The sequence below is a fragment of the Saccharopolyspora pogona genome (assembly GCF_014697215.1).
Taxonomy (GTDB): domain Bacteria; phylum Actinomycetota; class Actinomycetes; order Mycobacteriales; family Pseudonocardiaceae; genus Saccharopolyspora; species Saccharopolyspora hattusasensis.
Genome location: NZ_CP031142.1, coordinates 8,171,442 through 8,190,784 on the forward strand (window position 1 = coordinate 8,171,442; position 19,343 = coordinate 8,190,784).

The 19,343-nt window shown below is 70.1% G+C and carries 20 protein-coding genes and 1 pseudogene; 11 read left to right on the forward strand and 10 right to left on the reverse strand.

The window, feature by feature from the left end; all coding sequences use genetic code 11:
* Positions 1–138: 138 nt before the first annotated feature.
* The 3 genes from DL519_RS38705 to DL519_RS38715 all read right to left on the reverse strand — a co-directional run bounded on the left by DL519_RS38705 (position 139) and on the right by DL519_RS38715 (position 2,099).
* The gene (locus DL519_RS38705) at positions 139–393 is read right to left on the reverse strand and encodes a hypothetical protein (RefSeq protein WP_190822239.1); all 255 of its coding nucleotides are present in this window, start codon (positions 391–393) and stop codon (positions 139–141) included.
* A gap of 9 nt (positions 394–402) precedes the next feature.
* Entirely contained in the window at positions 403–1,062 is a 660-nt protein-coding gene (locus DL519_RS38710) for an HNH endonuclease family protein (protein WP_190822241.1), read from the reverse strand.
* A gap of 200 nt (positions 1,063–1,262) precedes the next feature.
* Positions 1,263–2,099, reverse strand: coding sequence for a lysophospholipid acyltransferase family protein (locus DL519_RS38715; protein ID WP_397545018.1), 837 nt, complete (start codon positions 2,097–2,099; stop codon positions 1,263–1,265).
* A 119-nt stretch (positions 2,100–2,218) separates the two neighbouring features.
* On the opposite strand from DL519_RS38715, the gene DL519_RS38720 reads away from it, so the two are divergent.
* Entirely contained in the window at positions 2,219–4,711 is a 2,493-nt protein-coding gene (locus DL519_RS38720) for an FtsK/SpoIIIE family DNA translocase (RefSeq protein WP_190822243.1), read from the forward strand.
* A gap of 44 nt (positions 4,712–4,755) precedes the next feature.
* Positions 4,756–5,124, forward strand: a complete 369-nt coding sequence (locus DL519_RS38725) for a hypothetical protein (protein ID WP_190822245.1) — start codon at positions 4,756–4,758, stop codon at positions 5,122–5,124.
* A 23-nt stretch (positions 5,125–5,147) separates the two neighbouring features.
* Here DL519_RS38725 and DL519_RS38730 read toward each other — a convergent pair whose 3' ends face one another.
* From DL519_RS38730 to DL519_RS38745, 4 genes and pseudogenes are all read right to left on the reverse strand, one after another.
* Positions 5,148–6,362, reverse strand: coding sequence for an alpha-hydroxy acid oxidase (locus tag DL519_RS38730; RefSeq protein WP_190822246.1), 1,215 nt, complete (start codon positions 6,360–6,362; stop codon positions 5,148–5,150).
* 133 nt (positions 6,363–6,495) lie between these two features.
* Positions 6,496–7,065: a phospholipase gene (locus DL519_RS38735; protein ID WP_190822248.1), complete on the reverse strand. Its 570-nt coding sequence runs from the start codon at positions 7,063–7,065 to the stop codon at positions 6,496–6,498.
* A gap of 121 nt (positions 7,066–7,186) precedes the next feature.
* Complete coding sequence (locus DL519_RS38740; protein WP_223840035.1) at positions 7,187–7,720, reverse strand: amino-acid N-acetyltransferase; 534 nt, start codon at positions 7,718–7,720, stop codon at positions 7,187–7,189.
* Between the two features lie 53 nt (positions 7,721–7,773).
* A pseudogene (locus DL519_RS38745) lies at positions 7,774–8,264 on the reverse strand (amino-acid N-acetyltransferase).
* A 145-nt stretch (positions 8,265–8,409) separates the two neighbouring features.
* On the opposite strand from DL519_RS38745, the gene rimO reads away from it, so the two are divergent.
* The 7 genes from rimO (at position 8,410) to DL519_RS38780 (ending at position 15,125) form a co-directional block, all read left to right on the forward strand.
* Entirely contained in the window at positions 8,410–9,846 is a 1,437-nt protein-coding gene (rimO, locus tag DL519_RS38750; RefSeq protein WP_190822250.1) for a 30S ribosomal protein S12 methylthiotransferase RimO, read from the forward strand.
* Positions 9,843–10,466, forward strand: a complete 624-nt coding sequence (gene pgsA, locus DL519_RS38755) for a CDP-diacylglycerol--glycerol-3-phosphate 3-phosphatidyltransferase (RefSeq protein ID WP_190822252.1) — start codon at positions 9,843–9,845, stop codon at positions 10,464–10,466. The genes rimO and pgsA overlap by 4 nt, the downstream gene beginning before the upstream one ends.
* Complete coding sequence (locus DL519_RS38760; protein ID WP_190822254.1) at positions 10,463–10,954, forward strand: CinA family protein; 492 nt, start codon at positions 10,463–10,465, stop codon at positions 10,952–10,954. The genes pgsA and DL519_RS38760 overlap by 4 nt, the downstream gene beginning before the upstream one ends.
* Positions 10,955–11,135: 181 nt before the next feature.
* Entirely contained in the window at positions 11,136–11,609 is a 474-nt protein-coding gene (locus tag DL519_RS38765) for a helix-turn-helix domain-containing protein (protein WP_190822256.1), read from the forward strand.
* Positions 11,610–11,997: 388 nt separating this feature from the next.
* Positions 11,998–12,834, forward strand: a complete 837-nt coding sequence (locus DL519_RS38770; protein ID WP_190822258.1) for a PspA/IM30 family protein — start codon at positions 11,998–12,000, stop codon at positions 12,832–12,834.
* A gap of 11 nt (positions 12,835–12,845) precedes the next feature.
* Complete coding sequence (pspM, locus tag DL519_RS38775; protein WP_190822260.1) at positions 12,846–13,691, forward strand: phage shock envelope stress response protein PspM; 846 nt, start codon at positions 12,846–12,848, stop codon at positions 13,689–13,691.
* A 156-nt stretch (positions 13,692–13,847) separates the two neighbouring features.
* A complete protein-coding gene (locus tag DL519_RS38780; protein ID WP_190822262.1) occupies positions 13,848–15,125 on the forward strand; it encodes a uracil-xanthine permease family protein in 1,278 nt (425 codons plus the stop codon).
* Between the two features lie 206 nt (positions 15,126–15,331).
* Here the strand turns inward: DL519_RS38780 and DL519_RS38785 are convergent, their stop codons facing one another.
* From DL519_RS38785 to DL519_RS38795, 3 genes are read right to left on the reverse strand one after another with little or no spacing between them, the layout of a single operon-like run.
* Complete coding sequence (locus tag DL519_RS38785; RefSeq protein WP_190824483.1) at positions 15,332–16,111, reverse strand: DNA-formamidopyrimidine glycosylase family protein; 780 nt, start codon at positions 16,109–16,111, stop codon at positions 15,332–15,334.
* 7 nt (positions 16,112–16,118) lie between these two features.
* Complete coding sequence (locus DL519_RS38790) at positions 16,119–16,757, reverse strand: LysE family translocator (RefSeq protein ID WP_190822264.1); 639 nt, start codon at positions 16,755–16,757, stop codon at positions 16,119–16,121.
* Positions 16,754–17,590 (reverse strand): ParA family protein, encoded by an 837-nt coding sequence (locus DL519_RS38795; protein ID WP_190822266.1) that lies wholly within the window; start codon positions 17,588–17,590, stop codon positions 16,754–16,756. The genes DL519_RS38790 and DL519_RS38795 overlap by 4 nt, the downstream gene beginning before the upstream one ends.
* 202 nt (positions 17,591–17,792) lie before the next feature.
* On the opposite strand from DL519_RS38795, the gene DL519_RS38800 reads away from it, so the two are divergent.
* Positions 17,793–18,524, forward strand: a complete 732-nt coding sequence (locus DL519_RS38800) for a class I SAM-dependent methyltransferase (RefSeq protein WP_190822268.1) — start codon at positions 17,793–17,795, stop codon at positions 18,522–18,524.
* Between the two features lie 307 nt (positions 18,525–18,831).
* Positions 18,832–19,248: a DUF3040 domain-containing protein gene (locus DL519_RS38805; protein ID WP_168584827.1), complete on the forward strand. Its 417-nt coding sequence runs from the start codon at positions 18,832–18,834 to the stop codon at positions 19,246–19,248.
* The last annotated feature ends 95 nt before the right edge of the window (positions 19,249–19,343 follow it).

Sequence of the window (19,343 nt, forward strand, 5' to 3'; positions counted from 1 at the left end):
GGACAGTAAACGGGATGATCGCTGTTCCAGCGGCTCAGTTGGCGAGAATTGCTCTGCCCGGGCGACTTTCGTTCAGCGGATGCGGTCCCCCGGCTGGGATCACCTGTCTGGTTGCGGGCTCACTCTGCGCGATCGGCGTCAGGACGCGACCGGCCGGTGCAGCACGTTGACGAGAAGCCGGTGCACGACCTCGTGGTCGCGCGGGTCGTGCAACCGGTAGTTCTCGCCCCGAACCGTGTACCACTCCGTCGCCCCGACGTAGCGGATCGCCAGCCGCAGCGCGCCGTCATCCGTGCAGGTGGTGCGCAGTTCCAGCTCGCCGGTGATCACGCCGACCTCGTTGGTCAGCACTCCGTCCGGCGTGGCGGTGAAGATGGACGTCAGTTCGGTCATCGTTCCAGATCAGTACGAGCAGGCGTTGAGCATGCTCTGCAGTGTGGTCTTCTCGGCGGACTGCAGGGTCAGACCCCAACGGTACTTGGTGTGGATCCAGAATTTCGCGTAACCGCAGTGCGAGGCGGTGCGCGGCGGCTGCCACGACGACGGGTCGCGGTCGCCCTTCGCGCTGTTCACCTCGGTGGTCACCGCGATCAGCTGCGGGCCGGCGAGGTCGTTGGCGAACGCCTCGCGCTTGGCGGTGGTCCAGCTGCGCGCGCCGGAACGCCAGGCTTCGGCCAGCGGCACGATGTGGTCGATGCTGATCTGCGACGGCGAGGTCCGCGTGACGCCGTCGTAGTAGCTGTACCAACTGCCAGCGGTGGGGTAGCAGTCCGAGCCCACGGCGACGTTGGTGCCGTCGCGCTTGAGTACCTCCTCACGGGTGTTGCAGGTGCCCGAAACGGTGTGCCAGTGCGGGAACAGGTCCCGTGAATAGCCGTCCATCGAGCCTTCCGCCTGCACGCCGAGGCTGTTGAGCTCGGACTGCACCTGGGACTTCCCGGGGACGTCGGGAGGGAAGGCGAGCGCCGTCGGCGCCGACGCGACCGAGAAAGCCATGGCCAGGACGAGGACGAGAGGGGCGAGGAATGAGAGTCTGCGGATGAGGGCGCGTGGTAATCGCATGGCAGCCTTCCCGGTTAGCGAGAAACGGACAAACCACGATCACTTGTGGATATGTCACGCGTTTGCTCACTGCGTAACCGACGCACTACCTGAAGTTGAACAACGGTGGTAAGAGCCGCGCCGAGGTCCGATGTGGACTAGCGCGGCGCAATACGGCGTTCAGCCGCTCGCGTGCGGATGACCGGGCTAATCGGCTTCAGTCACGGGCGCCATGGGCTGGGTTTGCCGATGGCCGGGCGGGTCGGGTCGAAGTGGTGGGGGGCCCCGAGCTCGCCCGCTCGCAGCGGCACCATGCCGGCGGCGATGGCGCGCATGATGCGGTCGCGGGCCCTGGCGGCGTCGCCGACCCGGTCGGCGGACAGGTCGCTCAGGTCCACCGGCGCTCCGAAGTGGACTCTCAGCTTCGGCCTGCGGCGAACGGCCCGCAGCCACGACGCGAACAGGATCCACAGGTCGCCGAACCCCTCGACGCGGACCAGGCCGTAGCACATCCCCTCGTGGGCACCCCACTGGCTGATCGGCACCACCGTGGCGCCGGACGCCAGCGCCATCCGGGCCACGCCGGTTTTTCCGCGCTCCGGCCACATGTCCGGTTCGAGGGTGATGCGACCCTCCGGGTACATCAGCACCGGGTGATGATCGCTGGTCAGCGCCGAGACGACCCGCCCCAGCGCCTCGCCCGCGGTGTTCTTGCCGCGGTCGGCTCGGACATGCCGGCAGGCGCGGAGGACCTTGCCCAGCACCGGGGTGTCGAACAGTCCGCCGGTGGCGAGGAACCGCGGCGCGAGCCGCCGGGTCCGGCAGGCGGCGATCAGCACCAGCGCGTCGAGGTTGCCGATGTGGTTGGCGGCCAGCAGCAGCGGCCTGCCGCGCACCGAATCCGGCACGTCGCCGGTCACTTCCAGCCGCCCGGTGAGCCCGACGACCGCCCGGTCCACCCGCATCAGCACGCGCCACAGCAGCGGCGCGTCGCGGAACAGTTTCTCGCGGTCGGTTCGGCGTGTCGGCTCGTGCGGACTGGAAGGTAAAGCAACCATGATGGTCGAGGATCTCACGCGCGGTGCCCCGGTTGGAGCGGATCGCCCGAAAAACGTCCGACCAGCGATCTTTCGTGGCTGGTGTGACGCGAGAGGCCGGTGAAGATACCGTGTGGGGCATGGCGAGCCGGACATCGAACGGGGGACGTGGCTCGTCGCGCGGCAAGAGCGCGACCAAGAGCAGCGGCTCCACTGCCAGGAGTGGTGGATCGGCCAGGTCGACCACCGCGCGGAAGAGCACCGGGAGCTCCAAGCCCCGCCCCGGATCGACGCACGCGCCCCGCAGGCCGGCGCCCAAGCGGTCCACCAAGACCCGTTCCAGGAGCGGAGGGAGCCTCGCGCGCGGCGTCGGGAGCGTGGTTCGGGCGGTCGGCAAGACCAAGACGCTCGACCCCGCGCACCGCCGCGACGGACTGGCACTGATCTTCCTGGCGACCGCGGTGATCGCCGCCGCCGGTGTCTGGTGGCAGGCCGGTGGGCCGGTCGGGCACTGGTTCGACTGGGCCCTGCGCTCGGTCATCGGCATGGCCGCCGTGGTGCTGCCGGCGGTGCTGCTGGTCACGGCCGTCCTGCTGATGCGCACCGAGAACAGCGCGGAGGCACGGCCCCGGGTGGTGATCGGGTCGATGCTGCTGATCTTCACCACGCTCGGCGTCCTGCACATCGTGGCGGGTTCCCCGCTGAACCCCGAGGACTGGCCGAACGCCGGCGGGGCCCTGGGCTTCGTCGCCGGCGGGCCGCTCGCGCACGGCCTCACCGGCTGGGTCGCCGTGCCGGTGCTGGTGCTGATCGGGCTGTTCGGGCTGCTCGTGCTCACCGGCACGCCGGTGCGCGAGGTCGCGGCTCGGTTGCGCGGACTCGGTCAGGAGGCCGAGGAGGCCCGGTCGGCGGCCGATACCAAGGGAATCGAGGGCGATACCGCCTCGGTCAAGCTGCGCCGCCCGTCGCGGCGTCGCCAGGCGGCGATGTCCGACGAGGACCGTCAGCTTTCGCTGGACGACGTGCCCGACGAACAGCCCAAGCCGGCCAAGCCGAAAGCCGCCGCGGTGCCGGCCAAGCCGGTCGCCGAAGCTGCCGAGGAGAAGCCGAAGAAGAGCAGCAAGCCGCAGATCAGCCGGAGCGTCGAAGGCGACTACCAGCTGCCGCCGCTGGACGTGCTCACCGACGGTGACCCGCCGAAGAGCCGAAGCCGGGCCAACGACAGCATGATCGAGGCGATCACCGCGGTGTTGGAGCAGTTCAACATCGACGCCCAGGTCACCGGATTCACCCGGGGTCCGACCGTGACCCGCTACGAGGTGGAGCTCGGCCCCGGCGTGAAGGTCGAGAAGATCACCGCGCTGACCAAGAACATCGCCTACGCCGCGGCGACCGACAACGTCCGGCTGCTGGCGCCGATCCCCGGCAAGTCCGCGGTGGGCATCGAGGTACCCAACAGCGACCGGGAGATGGTGCGGCTCGGCGACGTGCTGCGCTCCGCCGAGGCGGGCAAGGACAGCCACCCGCTGGTGATGGGGCTGGGCAAGGACATCGAAGGCCACATGGTCACCGCGAACCTGGCCAAGATGCCGCACCTGCTGGTGGCCGGTTCGACGGGGTCCGGTAAGTCCAGCTTCGTCAACTCGATGCTGGTGTCGCTGCTCGCGCGGGCCACCCCGCAGGAGGTCAGGATGATCCTGATCGACCCGAAGATGGTGGAACTGACCCCTTACGAGGGCATCCCGCACCTGATCACGCCCATCATCACCCAGCCGAAGAAGGCCGCCGGCGCGCTGGCCTGGCTGGTGGAGGAGATGGAGCAGCGCTACCAGGACATGCAGGCCAACCGGGTGCGCCACATCGACGACTTCAACCGGAAGGTCAAGTCGGGGGAGATCACCACCCCGCTGGGCAGCGAGCGCGAGTACCGGCCGTACCCGTACATCCTGGCCATCGTCGACGAGCTCGCCGACCTGATGATGACCGCGCCGCGGGACGTCGAGGACGCCATCGTGCGGATCACCCAGAAGGCGCGGGCCGCCGGCATCCACCTGGTGCTGGCCACCCAGCGCCCGTCGGTGGACGTGGTGACGGGTCTGATCAAGACCAACGTGCCGTCCCGGTTGGCGTTCGCCACCTCGTCGCTGACGGACTCGCGGGTCATCCTGGACCAGCCGGGCGCGGAGAAGCTGATCGGGATGGGCGACGCGCTGTACCTGCCGATGGGCGCGTCGCGGCCGGTGCGGGTGCAGGGGGCGTTCGTCGGCGACGACGAGATCCACCGCATCGTCTCCTTCACCAAGGACCAGGCCGACCCGGAGTACACCGACGGCGTCACGGCGGCCAAGGCGGGCGAGAAGAAGGAGGTCGACTCCGACATCGGCGACGACCTCGACGTCCTGCTGCAGGCCACCGAGCTGGTCGTGACCAGCCAGTTCGGGTCCACCTCGATGCTGCAGCGCAAGCTGCGGGTCGGGTTCGCCAAGGCGGGTCGGCTGATGGACCTGCTGGAGTCGCGCGGCGTGGTCGGGCCGTCGGAGGGGTCGAAGGCCCGCGAGGTGCTGATCAAGCCGGACGAGCTGGAGAACACGCTGTACACGATCCGGGGCGGGCCGTCGCCGGACGCAGAATGACCCGGTGAACCCGACGTCCCCGCATCTCCCCAGATGCGGGGACGTTGCCGTTTTCCGCATTTTCACCAGGCGGGGCCAACATTCTCGCGGCGGGGCTGCTGCTGGCGTACCAGATGCTCGGCGGTGACAACGGCGGTTGGGCGCCGGGCAACGGGCGCACGCTGATGGTCAACGACAACCCGTCCGACCTGGCCAGGGGCTGGCGGGAGATTCCGTCGCCGGTGCAGGTCAGCTACAACCAGGGCAGCGTCTGCCCCAACTTCAGCCCGACCGTGCTGCCGACGTCGGACGGGAAGCCGGTCATCCACATCACCACGGACTTCGAGAAGTACATCGGCGGACCGTGCGAGTGTTCTATGCGACCGGCCCGACCGACGGGTCGGCCGCAATTTCAATGGAAATCAGAGGTCTGATTTCCATTGAAATTGCGGGGGAGTCAGCGGCGGACCGTGGCGTGGGTGGTGTTGAGGTCGCCGATGGAGTGGACGCCCAGCAGTTGGAGGGTCCGGACGATCTCGGCGCGGAGGATGTCCACCGCCTTCTGCACGCCCCGCTCGCCGCCGGCCATCAGCCCGTACAGGTAGGCGCGGCCGATCAGGCACGAATCCGCGCCCAGCGCGATCGCCGCGACGATGTCCGCGCCGCTGACGATCCCGGTGTCCAGCAGCACCTCGGCCCGGTCGCCGATGGCCTCGCGGACCGACGGCAGCAGCTCCAGCATCGTCGGGGCTCGGTCGAGCTGCCGACCGCCGTGGTTGGACAGCACCACGCCGTCGGCGCCCAGGTCGGCCACGCGCCGGGCGTCGTCGGCGTTCTGGATGCCCTTGACGATCAGCGGCCCCTGCCACAGCTCCCGCAGCCACTCCAGGTCGGCGTAGTTCAGCGACGGGTCGAACATGGCGTTGATCAGGTCCTGCGCGGTGCCCGACCAGTGCTTGAAGGAGGCGAACGACAGCGGCTCGGTGGTGAGCAGGTTGAACCACCACGCCGGGTGCATCGCCCCGTCGGCGATGGTCTTGAACGTCAGTTCCGGGGGGATCGTCAGGCCGTTGCGGTTGTCGCGCAGGCGCGCGCCGCCGACCGGTGTGTCGACGGTGAGCAGCATTGCCTCGTAGCCGGAGTCCTGGGCTCGCTGCACTAGCTCGCGGCTGGCCTCGCGGTCGCGCCATAGGTAGAGCTGGAACCACTTCCGGGAGTTCGGCGCGGCGGCGGCCACGTCCTCGATGGACGTGGTGCCCATTGTGGACAGCGCGTAGGGGATGCCCGCGCGTTGCGCGACGCGGGCCACCGCCGGTTCGCCCTCGTGGTTCATCATCCGGGTGAAACCGGTTGGGGCGAAGGAGAACGGCAGCTCGGACCGCTTGCCGAACATCGTCGTGCTGGTGTCCACCTTGGACACATCCTGCAGCACGGAGGGGCGGAACTCGACGTCGCGGAAGGACTGCCGGGCGCGGCGCAGGCTGATCTCGGCCTCGGCGGCGCCGTCGGTGTAATCGAACACGGCGCGCGGCGTCCGGCGGCGTGCGATGGCCCGCAGGTCGGCGATCGAGTGCGCGGCGGACAGGCGTCGCTCGGTGGGGTTGACCTGCGGGGGCTTGACCCGCAGCAGCGGACGCAGTTCGGACCAGCGCGGAAGTTGCCGCTTGACCATGCGTGTTCCCTTCTCGCCGTGCGCCGGGGAGCGAAGGGCATATTACCTTTCCACAGCGGCGAAAAACCCGGCCGGACGACGAAGGGCGCGCCCGCTCGGACGCGCCCTTCGCAGACCGTGGTCGGACCGGTGCTCAGCCGGTCGTGCCGAGCCGCACGAGCAGGCCTTCGGAGTTGACCGCGCGGAACTCCAGCAGCAACCCGTTGCCGGAGAGCACGGGCTTGACCTGCGCCTGGTCGACGGCGTCGGCGGTGGAGCCGCTCGTCCCGCCGAACTCCCGCACCGCGTAGTAGTAGATGTTCGCGGTGCCCTTGCAGACCATGTCGGTGCCGCAGACCGAGTACATGTCGGACTTGAAGTTGTCGTCGATCTTCTTGCGGTTGTCCTCGCCGAACCGGTCCTGCTTCTTGTAGTTGCGATAACCGAAGTCGTGCCGTTCGCAGCTGGTGCGGAACTTGTAGCCCAGTGGTTTGTCCGGCGACATCGAACAGCCGTCGGTGGACCAGTCGAGCTGGTCCGCGTGTGGCCGCTCGGCGCGGGTCGCGGTGAACGAGTCGAGGGAGGTCTCGAAGAGGTAATCGTCGGTCACCTTCCGCAGCTGGGTCTGGCTGAGGTCGGCGTGCGCGGTCCCGGCGGTGAGCAACAGGGCGCCGGCCGCGGCGGCGCCGGCGATAAAGCCGCGGTGAGCAGCGGAACGTTCCACGGGCTGGTCTCCTCGAAGCCGAAGGATCATTCTCCTGTGTTATAGCCGGTGCTGGTGATACCTGCGGGGCGGTTGAGCGTCCAACACGAGAAGGGTGGCGGGGGATTCGACCGGACGGGTGCTAACCGTTCAGGTCGAGGAGCATTCGGGTGTTGCCGAGGGTGTTGGGCTTGATGTTGGCCAGGTCGAGGAACTCGGCTACGCCGGCGTCGACCGAGCGGCGCATCTCCTCGAAGACCTCCGGGCTGACCGGGGCGCCGTTGATGGTGCGGAAGCCGTGGCGGCCGAAGAACTCGGTCTCGAAGGTCAGCACGAACACCCGGGACAGGCCCAGCTCGCGGGCCAGGCCGACCAGTTGGTGCACCAGGCGGTGGCCGATTCCCCGGCCCTTCACCACCGGGTCCACGGCGACGGTGCGGATCTCGGCGAGGTCTTCCCAGAGCACGTGCAGCGCGCCGCAGCCGACCACGCGGCCGGGCTGGTCGGGTTCGGTCAGCTCGGCGACCCAGAACTCCTGGATGTTCTCGTAGAGCGTGACGAGTTCCTTGGCCAGCAGCACCTCTCCGGCATAGGTGTCGACCAGGGATTTGATCGTCCGCGCGTCGGCGATCCGAGCCCGCCGAATCATTATCGCCGTGGATGCATAGTCATTCATGCAAGCATCGTAGCGCCGCGATCCGGCCGCAGCATGCGCATTCGCGGTGCGCGTCACGCACCAAGTCGCAACAGCATGCGCGTGTTGGCGAGGGTGTTGGGCTTGATGTTGGCCAGGTCGAGGAACTCGGCTACGCCGGCGTCGACCGAGCGGCGCATCTCCTCGAATACCTCCGGGCTGACCGGGGCGCCGTTGATGGTGCGGAAGCAGTGGCGGCCGAAGAACTCGGTCTCGAAGGTCAGCACGAAGATCCGCGACAGCCCCGGTTCGCCGGCGGTGGCAATCAGGCGCGCCACCAGCGCGTGCCCGATGCCGCGGCCCTTGGCGATCGGGTCGATCGCGACGGTGCGGATCTCGGCGAGGTCTTCCCAGAGCCACGTGCAGCGCGCCGCGGCCGACGATCCGGCCTGCCTGCTCGGCGACCCAAACCTCCTGGGATGTCCTCGTAGAGCGCGACGAGTCCCTTGCCCGGCAACACTTTTCCCGCGTAGTGGTCGATCAGCGCCTTGATCGCGCGGGCGTCGCGCACTCTGGCCGGTCGCACCCCAGCGGGGGCTCTTACCTTAGGCAAGCCTAACCAGCGATCGGCTCAGTTGGTCGTCGGCCAGCCGTAATCTTGGCCACGGCGGGGGTTTTCGGCTGGTGGGCTCGTGCGCAGGGCGTGACGACGGGGACGTTACGCTCGTCGCATGTCAACCGAGCAAAATCACCGCCGAGTCGCCATGGTCACGCTCGGTTGCGCCCGCAATGAGGTCGATTCCGAAGAGCTCGCCGGCAACCTGCACGGCCGCGGCTGGGACCTCGTGGAGGCCGACCAGGCCGACGTGGTGGTGGTCAACACCTGCGGCTTCGTCGAATCCGCGAAGAAGGACTCCGTCGACACGCTGCTCGCCGCCGCCGACACCGGCGCGAAGGTCGTCGCGGTGGGCTGCATGGCCGAGCGCTACGGCGCCGAGCTCGCCGAACACCTGCCGGAGGCCGACGCGGTGCTCGGCTTCGACCACTACGCCAACCTCGCCGACCGGCTCGACGATGTCCTCGCCGGGCAGGCCATCCAGCCGCACCAGCCGCAGGACCGGCGCAAGATGCTGCCGATCAGCCCGGTCGCCCGCCCCGCCGCGGCCGCCGAGGTCGCGGTGCCCGGGCACGGCTGGGTCCCGGCAGCCCGCTCGGTGGCGCGCCGCCGGCTCGACGACTCGCCGGTCGCCGCGCTGAAGCTGGCCTCCGGCTGCGACCGGCGCTGCTCCTTCTGCGCCATCCCGTCGTTCCGTGGCTCCTTCCTGTCCCGGCCGCCGGAAGAGGTGCTGGGCGAGGCTGTCTGGCTGGCCGAGCACGGGGCCAAGGAACTGTTCCTGGTCAGCGAGAACTCGACCTCCTACGGCAAGGACCTCTCCGACGCGCGGGCGCTGGAGGTGCTGCTGCCGAAGCTGGCCGCCGTCGAGGGCATCGACCGGGTGCGGGTGTCCTACCTGCAGCCCGCCGAGACCCGGCCCGGCCTGGTGCGGGCCATCGCCACCACGCCCGGCGTCGCGCCGTACTTCGACCTGTCGTTCCAGCACTCCAGCGAGCCGGTGCTGCGCCGGATGCGCCGCTTCGGCTCCACCGAGTCGTTCCTGGCGCTCATCGAGCAGATCCGCGAGCTCGCCCCCGAGGCGGGCATCCGCAGCAACGTCATCGTCGGCTTCCCCGGCGAGACCGAGGACGACTTCGCCGAACTGCAGGACTTCCTCACCCGCGCGCGGCTGGACGCCATCGGCGTGTTCGGCTACTCCGACGAGGACGGCACCGAGGCCGCCGGGTTCGACGACAAGATCGACCCGGACGTCGTCGACGAGCGCGTCGAGCAGCTCTCGGACCTGGTGGACGAGCTGATTTCGCAGCGCGCCGAGGACCGCATCGGCACCGAGGTGCGGGTGCTCGTCGAGCGCGTCAGCGACGAGGAGTGCGCCGGTCGTGGCGACCACCAGGGACCGGAGGTGGACGGGGAATGCCTCGTCGCTGATCCTGGAGAGGTCAACGTGGGCGATGTGCTGCACTGCCAGGTGGTGGATAGCGTTGGCGTGGACCTCGTGGTGCGCCCGATCGACAGCACGCCCGCACAGAAACGGTCCGGGGAGCAGCCATGACGGCCGATGGCGCGACATCCGATTCCGCAGCGGTGAACCCGACCGAGCCGCCGCCCGTGCCGCTGGTCAACATCGCCAACATCCTGACCGTTTCCCGGCTGGCGCTGGTACCGGTCTTCCTCGTCGCGCTGTTCTGGGACGGCGGGCACGACACGCTGTGGCGGTGGATCGCCACCGGGGTGTTCGCCATCGCTTCGATCACCGACCGCATCGACGGCGACCTGGCCCGCAAGCGCGGCCTGGTCACCGACTTCGGCAAGGTCGCGGACCCCATCGCGGACAAGGCGCTGACCGGCGCCGCGCTGGTCGGACTCAGCCTGCTCGGCGACCTGGGCTGGTGGATCACCTGGGTGATCATCGGCCGCGAGGTGGCCGTCACGCTGCTCCGGTTCTGGGTGATCCGGCACGGCGTGATCCCGGCCAGCCACGGCGGCAAGGTCAAGACGCTGCTGCAGGCCCTCGCCATCGGCCTCTACCTGCTGCCGCTCGGCAGCTGGGCCGACATTCCGCGCTGGATCGTGATGGGCGCGGCGCTGGTCGCCACCGTCGGGACCGGACTCGACTACGTCGTGCGCGCGGTGCGGCTGCGCGCCGCCGGCCGCGCCAAGGTCGGCGCGTGATCCTCGATCAGATCGGGCTGCCGTTGTCGCAGGTGGCGGCCCTGCTCGCCGCGTTGCGGCGGCGCGGTGAAACGGTCGCGACCGCGGAGTCGCTGACCGCTGGGCTGGTGACCGCGGTGCTGACCGAGGTGCCGGGCGCCAGCGACGTGGTCCGGGGCGGGCTGGTCGTCTACGCGACCGATCTGAAGGCGGAGCTGGCCGGAGTCGATCGCGATCTCCTCGCTGCGCACGGCGCGGTGCACCCGCGGGTCGCGGAGATGCTCGCGGACGGCGCTCGGCAGCGCTGCGGGGCGGACTGGGGCATCGGGCTCACCGGGGTCGCCGGGCCCGATCCGCAAGACGGCGTGCCACCGGGCACCGTGCACCTCGGATTCGCGGGGCCGGGCGGCGCGACGGTGCACACGGTGCGCCTCGACGGCGATCGGTACGCCGTGCGGGCTGCGGCCGTTAGGGTGTCGCTGGAACACTTCGCGGGCCTCTTGCGTTGATGCGGCAAGATGCTGTGCGCTGGCACAAGAGCGCGCGCGGTCGGCCCTGCCGACCGATCACGGGACGTTCGCCCTTGGCGGACTTGTCGGCGATCGTTCTCGTTCGGGCCCTCGGATGAGTAACGTAGGTGGCGTTCACGCGTGGTGCACGCGGTAGGCGACGAAGGAAGGGAGGCGCGCGATGACCGTATTGTTGCGGGAGGCGGTCGGTGAACGGCTGCGCCGCGCCCGGACCGCACAGTCTCGGACCTTGCGGGACGTTTCGCGCGCTGCCCGGGTGAGCCTCGGATATCTCTCCGAGGTGGAACGGGGCCGCAAGGAGGCGTCCAGCGAGCTGCTCGCCTCGATTTGCGGCGCCCTGGACCTGCCGCTGCCGGAACTCCTGGTGACCGTGGCCGGCGACCTCGACGAGACGCTGCTGGTGCCGTCGGTCGTCGAGCAGGCCAAGTCGGCGGAGGTCGACGGTGGCCGCCTGGTGCCCAGCCTGATCGGTACCGAGCTCTCCGACGCGGAACTGGCCCAGCAGCAGCTGGCCGGTGCCGAAGCCGGTGCGGACGCCGAGCCGCGCGCCTGCGCGGACCGGCTGCAGCCGATGCTCAGCCAGCGGATCAGCGCGCCGGTGCGCAAGCCCGGAGGCGTCGTGGTGGCCGCGTGACGGCGACGGTTGGGAGCACTGTGTCTGCAGAAGGCGCAGACCGGGGTCGCCGTCAGTGTTGATCGCGCGGGCCGAGCCCCCGCGAGGCCCAGGTGCGGTGGTCGCATTCGGCGCTCCTCCCGCTGAACAGCGTTCTCGGCATGCTCACTGACCGGCGGCCAGGTCTTGGGATGCCCGCTTTGGCATTCACGTCCGTTTCGGGGGTCGGTGGTTGGCGGGCCGCGGCGTTCTGGTTCGATCTTGGGTCGTGGCTCCGGGTAAATCCCGGGGATCTACCGTGTTTGGTGGAAGCCGACACGACTACCTGACACGATGGAACCAGCGGGCACGCCCGGTGTGGATGTGTCGGCATGGGGCAGCCAAGCACAGGAGAAGGCAGGCGGAGGAGATGGCCAATCCGTTCGTGAAGGCCTGGAAGTACCTGATGGCGTCGTTCTCGTCGAAGCTCGACGAGCACGCCGATCCGAAGGTGCAGATCCAGCAGGCCATCGAGGAAGCGCAGCGGCAGCACCAGAGCCTCTCCCAGCAGGCCGCTTCCGTGATCGGTAACCAGCGGCAGCTGGAGATGAAGCTCAACCGTCAGCTCGGCGAGGTCGAGAAGCTGCAGGCCTCGGCGAAGCAGGCGCTGGTGATGGCGGACCAGGCGCGCGCCAACGGCGACGAGGCCACCGCCCAGAGGTACGAGGAGACCGCCACCCAGCTGGCCAGCCAGCTGGTCACCGCCGAGCAGGGTGTCGAGGATCTCAAGACCCTGCACGACCAGTCGCTGGGCGCCGCCGGGCAGGCGAAGCAGGCGGTGGAGCGCAATGCGCAGATCCTGCAGCAGAAGATCGCCGAGCGCACCAAGCTGCTCAGCCAGCTGGAGCAGGCGAAGATGCAGGAGCAGGTCTCCGCGTCGATGCGGCAGATGACCGAGATCGCCGCGCCCGGCAACACGCCGTCGCTGGAAGAGGTCCGGGACAAGATCGAGCGCCGCTACACCACCGCGCTGGGCGAGGCGGAACTGGCGCAGAACAGCGTCCAGGGCCGGATGCTCGAGGTGCAGCAGGCGTCCATCGACGCCGCCGGTGCCAACCGGCTCGCGCAGCTGCGCGCCTCGATGGGCGGCGGGCAGCAGCAGGTGACCGGCGGTCAGCAGCAGCAGATCGCGGGCGGTTCGGCCACTTCCGCTGAGCCGGCGACCAACCCACAGCAGCAGCAGAACCCGCAAGCCGGCCAAGCCTGAGCGAGCGAACGGTGAAGTCCCGCAAGCAGGAGCTGGCGCAGTTGGGCGAGGCCGCGCTTGAGCAGTTGCGCGGCCCACTCCTCTCCGAGGTGCGGCGCAAGTTCGCCACCTGGCGCGATCCGCGGGCCCGGCTGCTCCGGCAGCGCAAGCGAGCCAAGCGGACCGCCGCGGGCAGCGCGGTCTCGACAGGGGTGTTCGGCGCTGGGGCGTTCGTCTCGGCGTCCACCCCGACGTTCTGGGGCATGTGGGGCGATCTGGGGTGGTTGTTCCAGGACGTGGCGACCGTCGGCCTCGGCGGGGTCGCCGTCGCTAGCGGCGTGGGCGCGGTCAGCGCGGGACTGAAGTATCGACGGCTCATGAAGACGCCGCTGCCCGAGCCGCTGCCGGAGCCCGCGGCGCTGCCCCCGCAGGGGTCGGCGGCGCGGGAACCGATGCAGCGGCTGCGCGATGCGGAGCAGAGCCTGCACCGCGCGTTGGCGCAGCTGACGTCGGAGGGCGAGGGCAGCACCGCGGCCGACGCGCGGGGCACCGCGGACAGCGCGGCAGCGGAGCTGCGGCGGGTCGCGGAGCGGCTGGTCGCCGTGGAGGCGGCGATCCCCCACGCGCCAGCGGCGCAGAAGTCCGCGTTGCGGGCTGATGTGCAGCGGCTGCGCGAGGAGCTGGACGAAGGCCTCGACGGGTACGGCGCGCTGGTCGCCGCCGCGGGCCGGGCGGTCGCCGCCAGCGGCGCGTCGGAGCAGAAATACCTGATGCAGGACGCGACCGATCGGTTGGCCGGGCTCGCGGCCGGGTTGCGAGAGATGTTCGGGCCCGGCGGGCCGGGATCCGATCCGCAGCGCCGGTCCGATCAGGCCTGAGGCGACACGCCGCGGCGAGATCACTGCTGGTAGTCGACGTATCGTCGGAACTGCCGGTGGGTTGGCTTGATTGTGTGATGCGAAATAGTAATCTTCCTCCAGTCATCACATGCCGTGGCAGGGCCTCGCCCGACCGGGCGGCTCGGGGAGGACGATGTGGCGTTGTGGACCGTGCACGGCAGCGGTCGACGCCTGGTGCGCGATGCCGTCGTGGCATCCGGGGAACGGCTGAGCTGGCCGCTGACCATCGGCTTCGGTCTCCAGCACCTCCTGGCGATGTTCGGCACCACGACGCTCGTGCCGCTGCTCACCGGCTTCCCCCTGACGACCACGCTGCTGCTGTCCGGTGTTGGCACGCTGCTGTTCCTGCTGCTCACCCGCAACCGGGTGCCCAGCTACCTGGGCGCGTCGGTGGCCTTCGTGGTGCCGCTGGGCGCGGCCGCGGACCAGGCCAGTGCGAGTCCGGCCGCGCTGCTCGGCGGGATCATGTCGGTCGGCCTGGTGGTGATGGCCGTCGGCGTCGCGGTCAAGGCGCTGGGCGTGCGACTGCTGGAGTCCGCGATGCCGCCGGTGGTCACCGGGGCGATCGTGCTGATGATCGGCTTGAGTCTCGCGCCGCAGTCGGTGTCCTCCTTCGGGCAGCAGCCGGTGCCCGCGGCGTTGACGCTGGGCACGGTCGTGTTGCTCACAGTCATCAGCCGGGGCATGGCCGGGCGGGCAGCGGTGCTGATCGGCGTGCTGGTCGGGTGGACCTACGCCGCGCTGGCCGGAGACCTGGTCCAGGAGCGGCTCGACGAACTGGCCGCCGCGCCCTGGGTCGGGTTTCCCCAGCTGATCGCCCCGCAGGTGCACATCTCGGTGATGCCGTTCGTGCTTCCGCTGGTGGTCGTGCTGGTCGCGGAGCACGTCGGGCACCTCAAGGCGGTCGCCGCGATGAGCGGCCGGAACCTCGACCCGTACGTCGGGGACGCGTTGATCGGCGGCGGGTTGGCCACCACGTTGGCCGGTTCGGCGGGTGGTTCCGCGCTTAGCAGCAACGCGGCGAACATCGGGGTCATGGCTGCGACGAGGGTGTATTCGACGGCGGCGTGCATGGTGGCCGCGCTGGCCGCGATCGTGCTCTCCTTCTCGCCGAAGCTCGGCGCCTTGATCAACACGGTCCCGCTCGGGGTGCTCGGCGGCGCGACGCTGGTGCTGTTCGGGCTGATCGCGCTGGTCGGGGCGCGCATCTGGCTGGACGCCAAGGTGGACTTGGCGGATCCGGTGAACCTGGTGGTGCTGGGCACCGCGGTGATCGCCGGGGTCGGCGACCTGACCTTGCGGTTGGGCGAGCTCCGGGTCACGGGCATGGTGTGGGGCTCGGTCGGCATCGTGCTGGTCTACCCGGTCCTGCGGAGCCTCGCCGACGCCCGCAGCGCCGCCGCCGAGCACTGAAGCCAGCCCCGCCAGCCGGTCCCGCGCCGGGTGGGTCGGCGCAATTTCGCGAGAAATTGACCGTCACCCGGGTGAACGTCAATTTCTCGCGAAATTGCACCCCGCCCCACGGCACGGCGCGGGGTGATCACGGAACGTGGTGGGTCGCTTCATCAGGGGGCGGTGCGATTTCTCGCGAAATTGTCCGCACCTGCGGGCTGGGCGGATCAGGGTTGGCAGTTGGGGCAGTGGTATGCGACTCGGGCTTCGACGCCGTCGCCCTGGGTGCCGCGGCGGACCGGGCCTCCGCAGCGCAGGCAGGTGCGGCGGTCGTAGACCCAGTGCTGGGTGCCGCGCCGCAGGCTGTTGGTGGTGGACTGCTCGGGATGCCAGGCGTTGCGCAACAGCAGTTCCCGGCACAGCCGCACCGCCTGGGCCGCGTCGACCTCCGCGACCGGCGTCCACGGCGACCGGCCGAGCAGGAAGCACACTTCCGTCTTGTAGAGGTTGCCGACCCCGGCCATGACGGTCTGGTCCAGCAACGCGAGGCCGAGTTCCCGGTCCGGGTCGGCGGTCAGCCGTCGGACCGCCTCGGCCGCGTGCTCGTCGCCCCACTCCGGGGCGAGCAGGTCCGGCCCCAGGTGGCCGACCAGCCGGGATTCCGCCGAGGTCGGCAGCCAGCGCAGGTCGTGCAGGTTGAACCCGACCGCGACCCGTTCGGCCGTGCTCAGCACCGCCCTGACCTGGTGCGCAGGTCGCCGCCACCGGGCGCCGGGGGAGTAGATATGCCAGGCGCCGTCCATGCGCAGGTGGTTGTGCAGGGTGTGGCCGTCGTCGAAGCGGATCAGCAGATGTTTGCCGACCGGCCGTACCTCGCGCACCCCGTGTCCCGCGAGGTCCAAGGTGGACAGTCGCGGATGCCGCAGCTCGCCGCGGGTCAGGACCTGCCCGGCCAGCGCCTCGTGCAACCGGTGGCAGGTGAGGAAGACCGTGTCGCCTTCGGGCAGGGCCGACTCACCGCCCCTCGACCGCCAGCTTCAGCCCCAGGCCGATCAGCACTGTCGCGGTGACCCGGTCCAGCCAGGCGCGCACCCGCTGCTTCTGGAACAGCGCGCGGGCCCGGCTGGCGACCCACACCAGCGCGGTGCCCCACAGCAGGCCGATGGAGACGTGCGTGGCGACCAGCAGCGGACCCCAGACGAACGCCGCCGGCCCGGCGGGCAGGAACTGCGGCAGCAGGCTGATGTAGAACACGCCCACCTTGGGATTGAGCAGGTTCGTGGTCATCCCAGCCCGCAGCGCCGTCCAACCGGTCAGCCGGACCGGTTCGGCAGGGACGTCTTCGGGCTGCTGAACCTTGTTGCGGGGCAAGGACTTCCAGATCGCCGAGCCGCCCAGCCACAGCAGGTAGGCCGCGCCCGCCACCCGCACGATGTCGTAGGTGATCTGGGAGGCGGTGAGCAGCGCGGTCAGCCCCGCGACGCTCGCGGTGCCCCAGATCACACAGCCGAGGTTGATGCCGAGGAACGTCGCGACCCCGGCGCGGCGCCCGCCGAGCAGCGAATGCCGCAGGATCAGCATCGTGTCCAGCCCCGGCGTCATGATGCCGATCAGCGCCACGACGAGGAACGCGAAGTACGCCGTCGTGCTCATTCGGTGTCCTCCGGGAATTCGTCGTCGTCCGGCTCGAAGCGGCGCTGCCGACCGGCCCGCAGGGTGCGGGCGAGCACCAGGTTGAACGCTAGCGCGACCTCCCGCGCGCCCGGCGTGCCCCACTGGTGGATCGGCATGCACGCGCCTTGTGCTTGCTGCACGGCCAACCGATCGGGCAGCGCGACCGGCAGCACCAGCGGACCGAAGATGTCCCGCAGCTCGTCGATGCGGAACTGGTGCTCGTGGGAGCGCGGCCGGACCCGGTTGACGATGACGCCGAGGGGCTGCAGATCGGGGTTGTTCGACTGGCGCTCGGCCTGCACGGCCTCGAACGCCCGCTGCACGCCGGAGACCGCGAAGATCGTCGGCTCGGTGACCAGCAGCGCGCGGTCGGCTGCGATCAGCGCGGAGCGGGTCAGCCGCCCCAGGGACGGTGGGCAGTCCAGCAACACCAGCTGGTACGGCAGCTCGCCCTCGGCGATCAGACCGTCCAGTTCGGACAGTGCGTCGGTGAGGTGGGACAGGTGATCGCCGTCGGAGTGCTGGCCGTTGAGGCTCTCGGCGTCCTCGGAGCCCACCAGGACGTCGACCTCTTCGCCCCACGAGCTGCCGGCCACCGCCGCCCGCAGGACCTCCGGGCGCGGATCGGCCAGGACGTCGCTGAGGCCCTTGGTGGTCTTGTCCGGCTCCAGGCATGCGGTCGCGTTGCACTGCGGATCGAGATCGACGACCAGCGTCCGAACCCCCCGGCGCATGGCGGCCGAGGCAAGCCCGAGCACCACGGTCGTCTTGCCCACGCCACCCTTGAGACTCAGCACTGCCACCGTCTGCACGGTCGTAGCCTACGGAACCGGCGGCCGCCCCAGAACTTCTACCTGAAACTTGATCCGCTTGGCGCCGCGGGTAGCGGCCCCTTGCCGGAGCCGCTGTCGCCGTCTTGCTCCGCTCGAAGGCGGAACCCCGGAGCCGCCACCGGCCTCCGGGGTTCCGCACGCCGGTGAAACCCGCCCGCGACCCCGCATTACGCTGCTCACCATGAGATCCGACGCCGTCCACCAGGTGCTGGAAACCGAACTCGACGACGCTCGGCGTCGCCGCGGCGGGCGCCCGCCGCGGGTACTCGACGTCGGTGGCGGCAGCGGCGTGTGGGCCGTGCCGCTGGCATCGGCGGGATGCTCGGTGACGGTGGTCGATCCGAGCCCGGACGCGCTGGCGATGCTCCAGCGCCGGGCCGTCGACGCCGGGGTGGCCGACCAGATCACCCCATTGCAGGGCGACACCGACGCGCTGGCGGCGTTCAGCCCGGAAGGCGGCGCCGATCTCGTGCTCGCGCACGGCCTCCTGGAGGTCGTCGACGACGTCGAGGCCGCAGTTGCGGCACTGGCGGCGGCCACCGCACCGGGCGGCGCCGTGTCGGTGCTGGTCGCCAACCGGTACGCGGCGGTCCTCGGGTGGGCGCTTGCCGGGCGGGTCGCCGAGGCGCTGCAACTGATCCAGGACGCGGACGGCCGGCTCGATGCGGCCTCGGACACCTTGCAGCGGCGGTTCGACACCGACGGCCTGCAGCAGCTCCTGGCACGAGCCGGGCTCTCGGTGGAGTTGGTGCAGGGGCAGGCGGTGCTCAGCGACCTGGTGCCCGGATCGGTGCTGGACAACAACCCCAGGGCGGCCGACGCGATGGCCGAACTGGAGCGAGTGGCAGCGCTGCGCTCCCCGCTGCGCGACATCGCAACCCGACTGCACGCAATCGCCCGCAGGCCCGCCTGACGACTGCTTCCAAGCCGGCTGCGCCGCTTCGAAGACGAGGAGCGAAAAACGTCGAGGCGGGCCTTCGGCGCCGCCCTTTCCGCTGGGTGGATGCCTGCGGGGGGCGGAACGCGGATCGGTCACTGCCCCGAGGGGATGATGTCGGCAACCTCGCACAGTTCCGGTGCTGGGACCGGGTAGTCGTCCCGTCTCGGGAACCGTATCCTCGTGAGTGACGCCCCCAAGCGTTCGCCGGTCCCCAGCCTGCGTGGGCAACCAGCCCACCGGGTCTCCGGCGCCACTGAGAAACTGTGCCGGAGGAGGAGTCATGCCACTCTCCGAGCACGAGCAGCGACAGCTCGAACAAATCGAGCGCGCGCTCTATGCCGAGGACCCCAAGTTCGCCTCCACCGTGCGCGGAGGACGACTGCATCGTCCATCCAGACGTCGGCGGCTGCAGGGCATAGCCGTCTTCGTCCTGGGGTTGGCCCTGCTGGTAATCGGCGCGGTGATCCCGGCCCTCAGGCCGGCCGACATCCCCGTGTTGAGCGTGGTCGGCTTCCTCGTGATGTTCGGCGGAGCAGTGATCGTCCTGTCCGCGTTGCGCGGTGGCGGGGACGACATCGAATCGGGGCTGGCACACGGCGGTGGTGACCGGCCGAAGAGGGGCGCGAACCGCAGTGCTGGACGCAGTTCCTTCGCCCAGCGAATGGAGGAGCGCTTCCGCAAGCGCTTCGATCAATAACGGCTGATGACCTGATGATCGCCGTCGGCTGCCAACGAGCAGACCGGCGGCGATCATCGCTGTGCGCCAGCTTCTGTCCCCAGGCTCGTTTCGCG